This window comes from Erwinia sp. JH02, assembly GCF_013074405.1.
Classification (GTDB): Bacteria; Pseudomonadota; Gammaproteobacteria; order Enterobacterales; family Enterobacteriaceae; genus Erwinia; species Erwinia rhapontici.
Genome location: NZ_JABANZ010000005.1, coordinates 230,415 through 245,437, shown reverse-complemented (window position 1 = coordinate 245,437; position 15,023 = coordinate 230,415). Strand labels below are relative to the sequence as shown.

Sequence of the window (15,023 nt, the reverse complement as noted above, 5' to 3'; positions counted from 1 at the left end):
GTTGAGTACATGGCATGAAGGGCTGCTCCTGGTTAGCATGAAGGGGGAATATTTCGCAGTTCAGGATAAGACGAGGCAATAACGTGGGGAAAGTCATGGTGGACAAGTGGCAGTGGTGGGTGGTGGCAGCCTGTTTAACAGCGGTAACCGGCAGTGCCCGTGCAGACTCATTGGATGAACAGCGTACCCGTTATCTGCAAATCAAGCAGGCGTGGGATAATAAACAGATGGATATCGTGGGGCAGTTGATGCCCACGCTGCGTGACTACCCACTCTATCCCTATCTGGAGTATCGCCAGCTTGCGCAGAGCCTGGATCAGGAAACCGGGCTGGCAGTGAAAGACTTTATCCAGCGTTATCCTACGCTGCCGCCGGTGCGCTCGCTCTCTTCGCGTTTTGTGAATGAGCTGGCCCGGCGTGAAGACTGGCGTGGGTTGCTGGTTTTCAGCCCTGACGCGCCGAAGCCGGTTGCGGCTCGCTGTAACTGGTATTACGCCAAATGGGCTACCGGCCAGGAGCAGGTGGCATGGGAAGGGGCGAAATCTATCTGGCTGACCGGAAGTTCCCTGCCGGGCACCTGCGATAAACTGTTCAGCGCCTGGCAAATGGCCGGACAGCAGAATCCGATTACCACGCTGGAACGTATACGTCTGGCGATGAAAGCGGGTAACACCAATCTGGTGAACTTCCTGGCGAAGCAACTCCCGCAGGATTACCAGACCATTGCCAATGCGGTGATGGATTTACAGAACAATCCCGGCACGGTAGAAAACTTTGCACGTAATGTCGGGGCAACCGACTTTACCCGCCAGGCCACGGCAATTGCCTTTGCCAGCCTGGCGCGCACGGATGTGGAACGCGCACGCCAGCTGATACCCACGCTGGTGCAGCTGCAAAAAATGGACGATCAGCAGACGCAGGAACTGAAAGATGCGGTTGCCTGGCGTCTGATGGGCAATGATACCACCAGTGAGCAGGCACGCTGGCGCGACGATGTGGTGATGCGCAGTGATTCAACCTCGCTGATTGAGCGCCGGGTGCGGATGGCGCTGGGGAACAACGATCGCCGGGGTATGAATACCTGGATTGCGCGTTTGCCGGTCGAAGACAAGGCAAAAGATGAGTGGCAGTACTGGCAGGCTGACCTGCTGATGGAGCAGGGGCGCAAAGAAGAGGCGGAAGGCATTCTGCGTAAGTTGATGCGTGAGCGTGGCTTCTATCCAATGGTCGCCGCCCAGAAACTGGGGGTGGAGTATCCGTTGCAGGTCGACAAAGCCCCGGCGGTGGACGGCAGCCTGACCCGCGGCCCTGAAATTGCCCGTGTTCGCGAACTGATGTACTGGGGAATGGATAATCTGGCGCGCAGCGAATGGAGCTATCTGGTGTCCAGCCGCACCACTTCGCAGCAGCAGATGCTGGCCAGCTACGCACGTCAGCAAAACTGGTGGGATCTCAGCGTGCAGGCAACGATTACCGGTAAACTGTGGAACAGTTTGCAGGAGCGCTTCCCACTGGCGTGGCAGCCGCAGTTTGAACGCAATATCAGCGGTAAGAGCATCCCGATCAGCTATGCGATGGCGATTGCCCGGCAGGAGAGTGCGTGGAACCCGAAAGCACGCTCCCCGGTTGGCGCATCCGGTCTGATGCAGGTGATGCCCGCCACGGCACAGCATACTGTGACCAAATTCAGCATTCCGGGCTACAGCAACAGCAGCCAGCTGCTGGATGCAGAAACCAATATCCAGATTGGTACGCAGTATCTGGAGTCGGTTTACCAACAGTTCGGTCAGAACCGCATTTTTGCCTCGGCTGCGTATAATGCCGGGCCGTCGCGCGTGCGCACCTGGCAGGGTAACAGCGCAGGGAAACTGGATGCGGTGGCGTTTATCGAAACCATTCCCTTCTCGGAAACCCGCGGCTATGTGAAGAACGTACTGGCTTATGATGCCTACTACCGCTACTTCCTTAACCAGTCGGATAAACTGTTTTCCGACAGCGAGTGGCAGCAGCGTTATTGATTGCGTGTCATCGCCGGAATACGTGAAGAGACAGCCAACACCGCTGTGGCTTCTCGTATGACGGCGATGATGATATGCTACTGTACTAGTTAAATAGTATGGCGGAATATCATGACCAACCCAACTCCTGTTCCCATCACGACTGACCCGGCGAGCGAAGACTGGCTGCGTTTTGTCACGCTGCTGCAACGTGCCTATCAGGGCGAACTGCACCTTCCGCTATTACAATTGATGCTGACGCCGGACGAGCGTGAGGCGTTGGGTACCCGACTGCGTATTGTTGAAGAGTTGATGCGCGGGACAATGAGCCAGCGGGAGCTGAAAAACGAGTTGGGAGCCGGGATTGCGACGATTACGCGGGGGTCAAACAGCCTGAAAAGTGCGCCTCCTGCCCTGAAAACATGGCTGGAGACACAGCTTCTCAGTGGATCAGATAAGGTCTGAGCTCTCTTCGTCGTCTTTGCGCTGATAGATGTCGTTATGAAACGGGCACAGTGCGAGGATGAGCGCCTGGTGATAAACGCTGGTACGCGTCAGTCGACCGGCAGTAAAAGCACCAATTGCACCGCCTTTATGTTTGATATCGTTAACGCCGGTCAGGCGGGCCATCTCTTCGCCCAGTTCACGTCCGGCATGGATACCTTTCATCACGATGGCAGGCAGAGTGAAGCTGGCAGAACGCGATTCGCCGCGTAGTTTGTGATTCTCCACCACCATCCATGCGAAGGCAGTGTTATCTTCAATACCGGCTTCAATGGCCACCCAAAAATTGGCTTCCGGTCTGACCTGGCGAGCATTCATCACGCGCTGACGTGCGCCAGTTCGCGTTTCTGTGTTTGTGATCGGTTGTGCAGCAACGCCGCTGTCGACCTCGACACCCTCAATATGGCAGGATCCTTCCCCGAAGATATCGCTGAACGCTTGAGAAATTGCCTTAATTTTGGCTGGATTGATGGTAGCAGCGACAACATGGTACATAATTGTTTGAACCCTCTACGCAAATTTGTCGCAGTATAACGGAAAATCGCATGTTACAGGTCTATCTTGTTCGCCACGGAGAAACGCTATGGAATGCGGCACGTCGCATTCAGGGGCAGTCAGACAGCGCGCTGACTGAGAAAGGAGAGCAGCAGGCTCATCAGGTAGGAGATCGCGTCAAAAAGCTGGGCATTACCCATGTCATTGCCAGCGATCTGGGCCGTACCCGCCGTACCGCCGAGATCATTGCCGATGCCTGTGGTTGTTCGGTCGTGCTGGACTCTCGTTTGCGTGAATTGAATATGGGGGTGCTGGAAGAGCGCCTGCTGGATTCACTGAATGCTGAAGAAGAGGGCTGGCGTAAGACGCTGGTGGATGGCACGGAGAACGGCCGCATCCCGCAGGGTGAGTCTATGAGTGAAATGGCGCAGCGCATGCATCAGGCGCTGGATGCATGCCTGGCATTGCCTGAGGGTAGCCGTCCACTGATTGTCAGCCACGGGATGGCGTTGGGGGTACTGCTCAGTACGATCCTGGGTTTACCGGCGAATGCGGAACGCCGCCTGCGCTTGCGTAATTGCTCAATTTCCCGCGTGGATCACCAACACAGCGCCTGGCTGGCTTCTGGCTGGGTGGTGGAGACTGCAGGCGATATTGCGCATCTGGAGGATACTTCCCTCGACGAACTGCAGCGCTAACCCTGAAAAAGGGCCGATATTCTCGGCCCTTTTTGTATCATCTGCTGACTACGACTGGCGTCGTATCGGGATCAGATATTCACAATGGATGTCGACCGGTGGCTCTGGACGTTTCTTACCGCCGTGGGTATAGAAACGCTCAATGTCATGACCGTGACGACGTGTCAGATTCAGTGTTGGCATACAGGTGCCGTAAATCTGTAAGACAAAGTTCTGAAGTCCGTTACGCGGCCCTTCATAGGTGAACTGCACATAATCGCCTCCTTCCAGCACGACCGTCTGCGTTGAATGCAACTGGCTGGAAATGGACTCAGCGGTGACCGCCGTGGTGTAAAGAATCTCCTGCTCATCGTCTTTTTCCATGCTGGGGCGCGACTGGTGCAGACCATACAGCACTGGCGGAACGGTATCCGTCTCCGTCAGGAACTGGCGCCAGAAATGCATACGCATCTCATCACGGAAGCGTGAAATCTGCTCCAGTGTGCAGGTATAAGATTGGGTTTGCCCAATCAGCACGATTTCCGGCAGACTTACCCAGGTCGGTTCGGGTAATCTGACGTCGTCGAGGCGAATCGGTGGGCGCAGCCCATAGGCATTCCAGTCTGATGACCGGCGATACCAGGCTGGCGTCTGGGCAAATTGTTTCTTAAAGGCTCTGGTGAAAGTTTGTTGAGAGTCAAAACGATACTGCAAAGCAATATCGAGAATCGGGCGACTCGTCAAACGTAATGCTACGGCAGCTTTCGACAGACGGCGGGCGCGAATATAAGCGCCAATCGCATGACTTGTGACGTCTTTGAACATTCTTTGCAAATGCCATTTTGAATAACCTGCCTTCGCCGCGACATTATCCAGTGATAAAGGTTGGTCCAGGTGGCTCTCCAGCCAGACAAGCAAATCTCGAATGATACCGGCTTGGTCCATAAATCGTCCTCATGTTACTCATAATTGGTGCAAGGTAAGCAAAGTCGACGAATAGTAGCATTAATTGCTAATTTTTAGGTTGTAACTGAAAAATGTACCCATATCCGCGCTGATTTAAACAACATCGCGTGATAAATCGTAAAGGCATGAACTGTTGCTCATGTACCTTACAATGTCATCTATTTTCTTTGAAATGGTCACGTCATGACAATTAAAAAAGTGTTAATAGTCACTTCAATAGCGCTCTGCTCCGGCACGCTTCAGGCAGAACAGGTCGGTTCTGTAGATACTGTCTTTAAGATGTTCGGTCCCGATCATAAGATCGTGGTGGAAGCATTTGACGATCCGGACGTGAAAAATGTCACCTGTTATTTGAGCCGGGCGAAAACGGGAGGAATCAAAGGGGGCTTAGGTTTGGCAGAAGATACCTCGGATGCCGCTATTTCGTGTCAGCAGGTGGGGCCGGTAGAACTCAGTGAGAAAATTAAGCAGGGTAAAGCCGAAGGGGAAGTGGTGTTTCGTAAACGGACATCGCTGGTGTTCAAGAAACTCCAGGTGGTACGTTTCTACGACAAAAATCGTAATGCGTTAATTTATTTGAGCTATTCCGATAAGGTCGTCGATGGTTCGCCGAAAAATGCGCTGAGTGCGGTGCCGATAATCCCCTGGGGCAAGGGATAATAAGTTGGGGCGAGGCATACCTCGCCCTCAAAACTTAATCCTGCAGATCGCCGCAGAAGCGGTAACCTTCGCCGTGGATCGTGGCGATGATTTCTGGTGTATCCGGTGTGGATTCAAAATGCTTACGGATGCGGCGAATGGTCACGTCGACGGTGCGATCGTGCGGCTTCAGTTCACGTCCGGTCATTTTTTTCAGCAAATCAGCACGGGTCTGAATCTTGCCTGGGTTCTCACAGAAGTGCAGCATGGCGCGGAATTCGCTGCGCGGCAGCTTATACTGTTCGCCCTGCGGGCTGACCAGTGAACGACTGTTGATATCCAGTTCCCAGCCGTTAAAGCGGTAGGATTCAACCAGCTTACGCTCTTCGCTGACCGCGGCCAGATTCATGGTGCGGGACAGCAGATTGCGTGCGCGAATGGTCAGCTCACGCGGATTAAACGGTTTGGTTATGTAGTCATCGGCGCCGATTTCAAGACCGAGGATCTTATCGACCTCGTTATCACGGCCGGTGAGGAACATCAGTGCCACGTTTGCCTGCTCACGCAGTTCACGTGCCAGTAACAGGCCATTTTTGCCTGGCAGATTGATGTCCATAATGACCAGATTGACGTCATTTTCCGTCAGTATCTGGTGCATTTCAGCGCCGTCTGTAGCTTCATAAACCATGTAGCCTTCGGCTTCAAAAATACTTTTGAGCGTATTACGAGTAACTAATTCGTCTTCAACGATAAGTATGTGCGGGGTCTGCATGTGTTCGCTACCTAAAATTGCCAACAAAATCGAAAACAGGACATACGGCTGTTGGCGCTGGCTACACCTGGTGTTCAGAGCCAGTAGCAAAACAACAGCAGTACAGAATGATGTTCTTGATACACAATCCATGTACCGTCAACAACGCGGCCAACCCTTAATGATTTTTGGGTTTTGCGCAGCCATTAGGATGTATCCTGCATGCCCCGGCAGTGCCAAAACGGCGTATATCCTAACTGTATTAACAGCAACATAACAGCACAGGCAACAACCATCACGCAATAAAACAACGCTTAGTTGACTTATATCAAACCAATTGTAGCACGTTAACACTTTTGTGAAAAACTCTTCCCAGATTGGCAGGTTAGCTCACAAATACCCCCTAAAATGCGCTATTTAATGCAGAGGGTTAACAGTCGGGTTACGGCACACATTAATAAATGTTAATTAGTTGATAATATGAGTGTTATTGTAATGAAGCCTGTTTTTCGGTGGGTTATCAAGAAAAAATAGGTTTATCATTCGATTACGGCGATTTAAATCAACCCACCAGGGTGTTGATAATATGTTAAATATTGCCGGATGTTTTTTCCACTGTGGGGAAGGCATCATCAACATTGTGAATTTATCTCTATATGAAGGTGGTTATGCGTTTTCCTTTTATCCTTGTCTCTCCTGCGCGTGCTGAAAATGTCGGTGCGGCGGCCCGTGCCATGAAAACCATGGGATTTAGCGAACTGCGTATTGTTGATAGCCAGGCGCACCTTGATCCGGCAGCGAGACGCGTTGCACACGGGGCGGGTGACATTCTGGATAATGCCAGCCACTGGGCATCACTTGAGGCAGCATTAGCCGATATTGATTTTAGTATTGCCACCACGGCACGTTCTCGCGCGAAATTCCGTTACTATGCCACGCCGCAGGAGGTGCAGCAGGTACTGGAAGAGAAGCAACGGTGGACAGGCAGTGTGGCGATGATCTTTGGGCGCGAAGACAGCGGCTTAACGAATGAAGAACTGGCGCAGGCCGATTTGTTGACGGGGATTCCGATGGCGGGTGATTATCCGTCGCTGAACCTGGGGCAGGCGGTGATGGTCTATTGCTATCAACTCTCGGCATTGCGCCAGGTGAGCGCGCAGACGGAACCTGCTGCGGACGTTGAACAACTTGCGGCGCTCCGCCTGCGTGCGCAATTTTTGTTGCAGCGGCTGGACGTCGCCGGGGATGAAAAGCTGGCAGACTGGTTGCAGCAACGTATCGGTTTGCTTCAGCAGCGAGATACCGCCATGTTGCATCGACTGCTGCATGACATAGAAAAAAAGCTGTAGAGAAAAACGCTGGATGAAGCATGAAAACTGGTGTGATTTACTGCCATTTTTTCATAGCGTAACAGAACAGATCGGCAAGGAAGACGAAAAGGGTCTGACGACATCGCCGGGAAAAAGAGGCCATTCGATAAAAAAATTGACTTGGCTGGCACTTTGCTTTAATTCTGAAAGCCGACAGATTTAACAGACAGATAAAAGATAAATCTCAATGCGTAAAAACAGCCTGATTACCACAATCATTATTACCACCACCATTACCACAGGTAACGGTGCGGGCTGACGCATACAGGAAAAATCAAAAAAAAGCCCGCACCTCAACAGTGCGGGCTTTTTTTTCGGCAAAAATTCAGGAGAGCTTGAACATGCGAGTGCTGAAATTCGGTGGAACCTCGGTAGCCAATGCGGAACGTTTTCTGCGTGTGGCTGACATTCTGGAAAGTAATGCAAAGCAGGGACAGGTTGCTACCGTATTGTCCGCGCCAGCGAAGATTACCAATCACCTGGTGGCGATGATTGAAAAAACCATCAGCGGGCAGGATGCATTGCCTAACATCAGTGACGCTGAGCGAATCTTCGCCGAGCTGTTGCAGGGGCTGGCTGAAGCACAGCCTGGCTTTGCTTTTGACAAGCTTAAAGGCGTCGTTGATCAGGAGTTCGCTCAACTGAAGCAGGTATTGCACGGTATTGCACTACTGGGGCAGTGCCCGGATAGCGTCAATGCCGCCATCATTTGCCGGGGGGAAAAGCTCTCTATCGCCATTATGGAAGGGCTGCTCCAGGCACGCGGCTATGGCGTCAGCGTGATCAACCCGGTGGAACAGCTACTGGCCGTAGGTCATTATCTCGAATCCACTGTCGATATTCCTGAGTCTACTCGCCGCATTGCCGCCAGCCAGATTCCCGCAGACAACATGGTGCTGATGGCAGGCTTCACCGCCGGCAACGAACGGGGTGAGCTGGTGGTGTTGGGCCGTAATGGTTCCGACTACTCAGCGGCCGTGCTGGCTGCCTGCCTGCGCGCTGATTGTTGTGAAATCTGGACTGACGTCGATGGCGTATATACCTGCGACCCGCGCCAGGTGCCGGACGCGCGACTGCTGAAGTCGATGTCCTATCAGGAAGCGATGGAGCTTTCTTACTTCGGCGCCAAAGTGCTTCATCCGCGTACCATTGCCCCGATTGCCCAGTTCCAAATCCCTTGCCTGATTAAAAATACCGCCAACCCACAAGCACCCGGCACCCTGATTGGTGGCGATGGCAGCGATGAGGACAACCCGGTGAAAGGCATCACCAACCTGAATAATATGGCGATGTTTAACGTCTCTGGCCCGGGAATGAAAGGCATGGTGGGCATGGCCGCCCGCGTGTTTGCTGCCATGTCACGCAGCGGTATCTCTGTCGTGCTGATCACCCAGTCCTCTTCGGAATACAGCATCAGCTTCTGTGTGTCACAGAACGATCTGGCCCGTGCGCGCCGCGTGCTGGAAGATGAATTCCATCTGGAATTGAAAGACGGCCTGCTGGAGCCGCTGGACGTGATGGAGCATCTGGCTGTGATCTCCGTCGTGGGTGACGGCATGCGCACATTGCGTGGTATCTCTGCGAAATTCTTCTCTGCACTGGCGCGCGCTAACATCAATATTGTGGCGATTGCCCAGGGGTCGTCCGAACGTTCGATCTCTGTGGTAGTGGATAACGATGAAGCGACCACCGGCGTGCGCGTGGTACATCAGATGCTGTTTGCCACTGACCAGGTGATCGAAGTTTTTGTCATCGGTGTTGGTGGCGTGGGGGCGGCATTGATCGAGCAGTTGCATCGTCAGCAAACCTGGCTGAAGAACAAACATATTGATCTGCGGGTATGCGGCATTGCCAACTCGCGCGCATTGCTGACCAACGTCCACGGCATTCCGCTGGGCAACTGGCAGGATCAGCTAAAAGCTGCGAAAGAGCCGTTTGATCTGGGTCGTCTGAATCGTCTGGTGAAAGAGTATCATCTGCTGAACCCGGTGATCGTTGACTGTACGTCAAGCCAGCAGGTCGCCGATCAATATGCCGATTTCCTGGCTGACGGTTTCCACGTTGTGACGCCGAACAAAAAGGCCAATACCTCGTCGTACAACTATTACCAGCAAATGCGTGCCGCCGCGGCGAAATCGCGTCGTAAGTTCCTCTACGATACCAACGTTGGGGCCGGTTTACCGGTGATCGAGAACTTGCAAAATCTGCTTAACGCCGGCGATGAGCTGATTAGCTTCTCCGGTATTCTGTCCGGTTCACTGTCGTTTATCTTCGGCAAACTGGATGAGGGGGTGTCACTGTCCGATGCCACCCACATGGCGCGTGAGATGGGCTTTACCGAGCCGGATCCGCGTGAAGACCTTTCCGGGCTGGACGTGGCACGTAAGCTGCTGATCCTGGCGCGTGAAGCGGGCTATCAGCTGGAGCTGAGCGATATTGACATCGAAGCCGTATTGCCACCAGAGCTGACGGCGATTGCGGATGTGGAAACGTTTATGGCACGCCTGCCGGAACTGGATGCGGAGTTTGCCGCGCGTGTTGCCAGCGCCCGTGAGGCGGGTAAAGTATTACGCTTCGTGGGAGCGATTGAAGAGGGCGGGGCGTGTAAAGTGAAAATCGATGCCGTTGACGGTAACGATCCGCTGTATAAAGTGAAAAATGGTGAGAATGCGCTGGCGTTCTACAGCCGCTATTACCAGCCGATTCCGCTGGTGTTGCGCGGTTACGGTGCCGGTAATGATGTGACCGCGGCGGGCGTGTTTGCCGATCTGTTACGTACTCTGTCGTGGAAGTTGGGAGTTTAATCATGGTTAAAATTCATGCCCCTGCCTCAATTGGCAACGTCAGCGTTGGCTTTGACGTCCTGGGGGCTGCGGTGTCGCCGGTTGATGGCACCCTGCTGGGCGACTGTGTGACCGTGGAAGCCGCCGACGAATTTAGTCTGCACAATGAAGGCAGTTTTGTTAGCAAGTTGCCGGCAAACCCACAGGATAATATCGTTTATCAGTGCTGGGACCGTTTCTGCGAAGCGATTGGCAAGCGCGTGCCGGTTAAGATGACACTGGAAAAAAATATGCCGATTGGCTCCGGCCTCGGTTCCAGCGCTTGCTCGGTGGTGGCTGGTTTGATGGCGATGAACGAACACTGCGGTAAACCGCTGAATGATACGCAGCTGCTGGCGTTGATGGGCGAGCTGGAAGGGCGTATTTCCGGCAGCGTACATTATGACAATGTGGCCCCTTGCTTCCTGGGCGGCATGCAGTTGATGCTGGAAGAGAACGGCATTATCAGCCAGGAAGTGCCAGGCTTTGATGACTGGTTATGGGTGATGGCTTACCCGGGAATTAAAGTGTCCACCGCCGAAGCCCGTGCGATCCTGCCTGCGCAGTATCGTAAAGAGGACATTATCCGGCATGGTCGCTATCTCGGCGGCTTTATTCACGCCTGCCACACGCAGCAGCCCTTGCTGGCCGCCAAACTGATGCAGGATGTGATTGCGGAACCGTACCGCACCAAATTGTTACCGGGCTTCAGTGAAGCCCGTCAGGCCGCTGCGGATATCGGCGCACTGGCCTGCGGTATTTCTGGCTCTGGCCCAACGCTGTTTGCAGTGTGCAATCAGCTGGATACCGCACAACGTATGGCAGACTGGCTCCGCCAGCACTATCTGCAAAATGATGAAGGCTTCGTCCATATTTGCCGTTTAGACACGGCAGGCGCACGCAAACTGGGATAACGCATGAAACTCTATAATCTTAAGGATCACAATGAGCAGGTCAGCTTCGCCCAGGCGGTGAAGCAGGGGCTGGGTAAACAGCAAGGCCTGTTCTTTCCACTGGAATTACCTGAATTCGAACTGACTGACATCGATGCGATGTTGGAAATGGATTTCGTGACCCGCAGCAGCAAAATCCTGTCGGCTTTTATCGGCGATGAGATCGACGCTCATCATCTGCATGAGCGCCTGAAAACGGCATTCACCTTCCCGGCACCGGTCGTAGACGTCACTGACGATATTGCCGCGCTGGAGCTGTTCCACGGCCCGACGCTGGCGTTCAAAGACTTCGGCGGTCGTTTTATGGCGCAGATGCTCTCTTATGTCAGCGGTGCGGATGAGAAAATCACCATTCTGACGGCAACCTCGGGTGATACCGGCGCTGCTGTGGCTCATGCCTTCTACGGTATGGAAAACGTGCGTGTGGTGATCCTCTATCCTCAAGGCAAAATCAGCCCGTTACAGGAAAAGCTGTTCTGCACCCTGGGCGGCAATATTCAGACCATCGCGATTGACGGCGATTTCGATGCCTGTCAGTCACTGGTTAAGCAGGCATTTGACGATGAAGAGCTGAAGAAGGCCATTGGCCTCAACTCCGCAAACTCCATCAACATTAGCCGTCTGCTGGCGCAGATTTGTTACTACTTTGAAGCCGTGGCGCAACTGCCTCAGGAGAAACGTAATCAGCTGGTGATCTCTGTGCCAAGCGGTAACTTTGGCGACCTGACAGCTGGCCTGCTGGCGAAGTCACTTGGTCTGCCAGTGAAACGTTTTATTGCTGCCACTAATGCCAATGACACCGTGCCACGCTTCCTCGTCAATGGTGAATGGGCGCCGAACGTGACCGTTGCCACCTTGTCGAATGCGATGGATGTCAGCCAGCCCAATAACTGGCCGCGAGTGGAAGAGATCTTTCGTCGCAAAATCTGGCGCTTGCAGGATCTGGGTTACGGTGCCGTTGATGACGAAACCACCAAAGCCACTATGCGCGAGCTGGCCGACCTTGGCTATCTGTCTGAGCCTCATGCGGCGATTGCTTATCGCCTGCTGCGCGATCAGCTTCAGGACGGTGAGTTTGGTCTGTTCCTGGGGACGGCGCATCCAGCGAAATTTAAAGAGAGCGTGGAAGCGATCCTTGATCAGAAGCTGCCTTTACCGGAAGCGCTGGCCGAGCGCGCGGATCTGCCGCTGTTGTCGCACAACATGAAAGGTGAGTTTGCGGATCTGCGTGAGTTCTTACTGAAGAAATAATTCGATACGCAGGGGCGAGGCATGCCTCGCCCTGGGTCAGGCGTGCCTGACCCTACTCGTGACGTTTAAACACCAGCTCATTCCCTTTGCTCGCATCCGCGTCAAAGGCATATCCGTCCACATCAAACTTCTTCAGCTGTTCAGGCTGGGTCAGCTCATTTTCAATGATGTAACGGCTCATCAGTCCTCGTGCCTTTTTGGCATAGAAGCTGATCACTTTAAACTTGCCGTTCTTCTCATCGAGGAACACGGGTTTGACGATCTCAGCGTTCAGCAGCTTCGGCTTTACGGCTTTGAAGTATTCATCGGATGCGAGGTTAATCAGCACCGAATCCCCTTGCTCTGCCAGTGCGGCATTCAGCGCATGAGTCAGCTTATCGCCCCAGAAGCTGTAGAGGTCTTTGCCTACCGGGTTGGCCAGTTTAATCCCCATTTCCAGACGATAAGCCTGCATCAGGTCCAGCGGGCGCAACAGGCCATACAGGCCGGAGAGCATACGCAGATGCTGCTGGGCAAAATCAAATGCGGCTTCGCTAAAGGTTTCTGCCTGTAATCCGGTATACACGTCACCTTTGAAGGCAAGGATCGCCTGGCGGGCATTGTCCGGGGTGAAGTCAGGCTGCCAGTCATTAAAGCGTTCAGCGTTCAGTACGGCCAGTTTGTCACTGATATGCATCAGCGAGCTGATCTCAGCCGGAGAGAGTTGACGCGCCACGGCGATCAGCTTCTGCGACTCGTCCAACAGCATGGGCTGGGTATAACGTTTTGTCGCCAGCGGGCTTTCAAAGTCCAGCGTCTTCGCCGGAGAAATTACCATTAACATGCTCGCGTCCTTGTATTTCATTATCGGAAAAAGAATCTGCGCCTACTGTAGCAAAAAAGTGAGGTCGGGTGACGAATCGCTGCCATTGGTGACTGATGACGACCGGACAATCCCCAGAGAAAAAAGGGCTTTATGACGGCAGTTTTATCCGGTTGTGGCGTGATGATTTACGCCCCTTGCATGGTGAGGTACGCGTGCTATCATCCGGGGCAGACATTTTCAACACCCTGACAAATCAACTTTGATGAGAATGACAACTATGACGGACAAATTATCCTCCCTGCGTCAAGTCACTACCGTTGTTGCTGATACTGGCGACATCGCAGCGATGAAACTCTACAAACCGCAAGATGCAACCACCAACCCTTCTCTGATCCTTAGCGCTGCACAGATTCCTGAATACCGTAAGCTGATCGACGAAGCGGTGGTATGGGCGCGTGAGCAGACCAGCAACAAAGAAGAGCAGGTGTCTTACGCTGCCGATAAGTTGGCTGTGAACATCGGCCTGGAAATTCTGAAACTGGTCCCTGGCCGTATCTCTACCGAAGTGGATGCCCGCCTGTCTTACGACACCGAAGGCAGCATCGCGAAAGCACGTAGCCTGATCAAACTGTATAACGATGCCGGTATCAGCAACGACCGCATCCTGATCAAACTGGCCTCCACCTGGCAGGGTATCCGTGCTGCAGAACAGCTGGAAAAAGAAGGCATCAACTGTAACCTGACGCTGCTGTTCTCCTTCGCTCAGGCGCGTTCTTGTGCCGAAGCCGGTGTGTTCCTGATTTCTCCGTTTGTAGGCCGTATCCTCGACTGGTACAAAGCCAACACCGATAAGAAAGAATATGCGCCTAACGAAGATCCAGGCGTGGTGTCGGTGACCGAGATTTACGAATACTACAAACAGCACGGTTATGAGACTGTGGTGATGGGTGCGAGCTTCCGTAACGTTGGCGAGATCATTGAGCTGGCGGGTTGCGATCGTCTGACCATCTCTCCAGGCCTGCTGAAAGAGCTGGCTGAGACTGAAGGCAGCGTTGAGCGTAAGCTGGCCTACAGCGGTGAAGTTAAAGCCCGTCCGGCTAAAATGACCGAATCTGAGTTCCTGTGGCAGCACAACCAGGATCCAATGGCAGTACAGAAACTGGCTGAAGGCATCCGTAACTTTGCCATCGACCAGGGCAAACTCGATAAGATGATTGCCGATCTGCTGTAATTGATCGCGTGGCCGGGAAACCGGCCACTGTTTTTGTTTTTGCTATACAGGGTTCTTTATTCAGCTAATGGTTCCAGCTTGAGAAGATGATTTTTTGCTTTTTCAACAAGATGTAAAAACTCACCATAGTTGAACTCAAGAATATCATTATTATTGGGGTAGATAATAATATTTACGGATTTCTTGTCCTCAGATAATGAGATTTCTCCCCACTGAATGCTATTGAATGATAATTCAGCATACAGATCATCCCTATCCATAGAACTACCTACACTGTACTCTAAGATTGTCTTTTCCTCGTTTTCAGATTGTTATCTCTCTAACTCACTTAGAAGTTCCGCCATTTTATCACTTAACGTCTTCATTTCTTTTGATAGATGATAACGTTATCCGATGCGGAGCCTGACGCCGTAAACCATTTTTCCCTGTGCTTTCAATTAGTCACAGCTCATTTTTCCTGATGCCCTTCCGGGGCGACAACTTTTTTCCCGGACGCGCCTTTTTCTCCCGTACACGCTACCGCCCTGGTTAATATCACCGCGAACAGCAACCTGCACAGCGC

At 52.9% G+C, this 15,023-nt stretch carries 15 protein-coding genes and 1 other annotated feature; of the genes, 10 read left to right on the top strand and 5 right to left on the bottom strand.

Annotation, left to right across the window (positions count from 1 at the left end):
* Positions 1 to 95: 95 nt before the first annotated feature.
* The gene (gene sltY, locus HHI26_RS13710) at positions 96 to 2,018 is read left to right on the top strand and encodes a murein transglycosylase (RefSeq protein WP_133842379.1); all 1,923 of its coding nucleotides are present in this window, start codon (positions 96 to 98) and stop codon (positions 2,016 to 2,018) included.
* 111 nt (positions 2,019 to 2,129) lie between these two features.
* Positions 2,130 to 2,462 carry a trp operon repressor gene (gene trpR / locus HHI26_RS13705; RefSeq protein WP_133842378.1) on the top strand — a complete coding sequence of 111 codons (333 nt, stop codon included), beginning with the start codon at positions 2,130 to 2,132 and terminating at the stop codon, positions 2,460 to 2,462.
* Here the strand turns inward: trpR and yjjX are convergent.
* Positions 2,448 to 2,996, bottom strand: coding sequence for an inosine/xanthosine triphosphatase (gene yjjX, locus HHI26_RS13700; protein WP_133842377.1), 549 nt, complete (start codon positions 2,994 to 2,996; stop codon positions 2,448 to 2,450). The genes trpR and yjjX overlap by 15 nt on opposite strands.
* A gap of 50 nt (positions 2,997 to 3,046) precedes the next feature.
* Between yjjX and gpmB the strand changes: the two genes are divergently transcribed.
* Complete coding sequence (gene gpmB / locus HHI26_RS13695) at positions 3,047 to 3,694, top strand: 2,3-diphosphoglycerate-dependent phosphoglycerate mutase GpmB (protein ID WP_133842376.1); 648 nt, start codon at positions 3,047 to 3,049, stop codon at positions 3,692 to 3,694.
* A gap of 48 nt (positions 3,695 to 3,742) precedes the next feature.
* On the opposite strand, the gene robA is transcribed toward gpmB, so the two are convergent.
* Entirely contained in the window at positions 3,743 to 4,618 is an 876-nt protein-coding gene (gene robA / locus HHI26_RS13690; protein WP_133842375.1) for an MDR efflux pump AcrAB transcriptional activator RobA, read from the bottom strand.
* Positions 4,619 to 4,822: 204 nt separating this feature from the next.
* On the opposite strand from robA, the gene creA reads away from it, so the two are divergent.
* Positions 4,823 to 5,299: a protein CreA gene (gene creA / locus HHI26_RS13685; RefSeq protein ID WP_133842374.1), complete on the top strand. Its 477-nt coding sequence runs from the start codon at positions 4,823 to 4,825 to the stop codon at positions 5,297 to 5,299.
* 34 nt (positions 5,300 to 5,333) lie between these two features.
* On the opposite strand, the gene arcA is transcribed toward creA, so the two are convergent.
* Positions 5,334 to 6,050, bottom strand: coding sequence for a two-component system response regulator ArcA (arcA, locus tag HHI26_RS13680; protein ID WP_133842373.1), 717 nt, complete (start codon positions 6,048 to 6,050; stop codon positions 5,334 to 5,336).
* A gap of 647 nt (positions 6,051 to 6,697) precedes the next feature.
* Here arcA and HHI26_RS13675 point away from each other — a divergent pair.
* The 5 genes from HHI26_RS13675 (at position 6,698) to thrC (ending at position 12,425) form a co-directional block, all read left to right on the top strand.
* Positions 6,698 to 7,378 (top strand): tRNA/rRNA methyltransferase, encoded by a 681-nt coding sequence (locus HHI26_RS13675; RefSeq protein WP_133842729.1) that lies wholly within the window; start codon positions 6,698 to 6,700, stop codon positions 7,376 to 7,378.
* A 208-nt stretch (positions 7,379 to 7,586) separates the two neighbouring features.
* A complete protein-coding gene (thrL, locus tag HHI26_RS13670) occupies positions 7,587 to 7,658 on the top strand; it encodes a thr operon leader peptide (RefSeq protein ID WP_105594825.1) in 72 nt (23 codons plus the stop codon).
* Positions 7,594 to 7,715, top strand: a sequence feature (Thr leader region). Its footprint overlaps the gene before it by 65 nt.
* Before the next feature lie 25 nt (positions 7,716 to 7,740).
* Entirely contained in the window at positions 7,741 to 10,203 is a 2,463-nt protein-coding gene (gene thrA / locus HHI26_RS13665; RefSeq protein ID WP_159336867.1) for a bifunctional aspartate kinase/homoserine dehydrogenase I, read from the top strand.
* Positions 10,204 to 10,205: 2 nt separating this feature from the next.
* Entirely contained in the window at positions 10,206 to 11,135 is a 930-nt protein-coding gene (thrB, locus tag HHI26_RS13660) for a homoserine kinase (protein ID WP_133842371.1), read from the top strand.
* A gap of 3 nt (positions 11,136 to 11,138) precedes the next feature.
* Positions 11,139 to 12,425 carry a threonine synthase gene (thrC, locus tag HHI26_RS13655; RefSeq protein WP_171149238.1) on the top strand — a complete coding sequence of 429 codons (1,287 nt, stop codon included), beginning with the start codon at positions 11,139 to 11,141 and terminating at the stop codon, positions 12,423 to 12,425.
* Positions 12,426 to 12,477: 52 nt separating this feature from the next.
* Here thrC and yaaA read toward each other — a convergent pair whose 3' ends face one another.
* A complete protein-coding gene (gene yaaA / locus HHI26_RS13650; RefSeq protein WP_159336869.1) occupies positions 12,478 to 13,248 on the bottom strand; it encodes a peroxide stress protein YaaA in 771 nt (256 codons plus the stop codon).
* A gap of 259 nt (positions 13,249 to 13,507) precedes the next feature.
* Between yaaA and tal the strand changes: the two genes are divergently transcribed.
* Complete coding sequence (gene tal / locus HHI26_RS13645) at positions 13,508 to 14,461, top strand: transaldolase (protein ID WP_133842368.1); 954 nt, start codon at positions 13,508 to 13,510, stop codon at positions 14,459 to 14,461.
* A gap of 56 nt (positions 14,462 to 14,517) precedes the next feature.
* On the opposite strand, the gene HHI26_RS13640 is transcribed toward tal, so the two are convergent.
* Positions 14,518 to 14,721 (bottom strand): hypothetical protein, encoded by a 204-nt coding sequence (locus tag HHI26_RS13640; protein ID WP_205945497.1) that lies wholly within the window; start codon positions 14,719 to 14,721, stop codon positions 14,518 to 14,520.
* Positions 14,722 to 15,023: the final 302 nt, after the last annotated feature.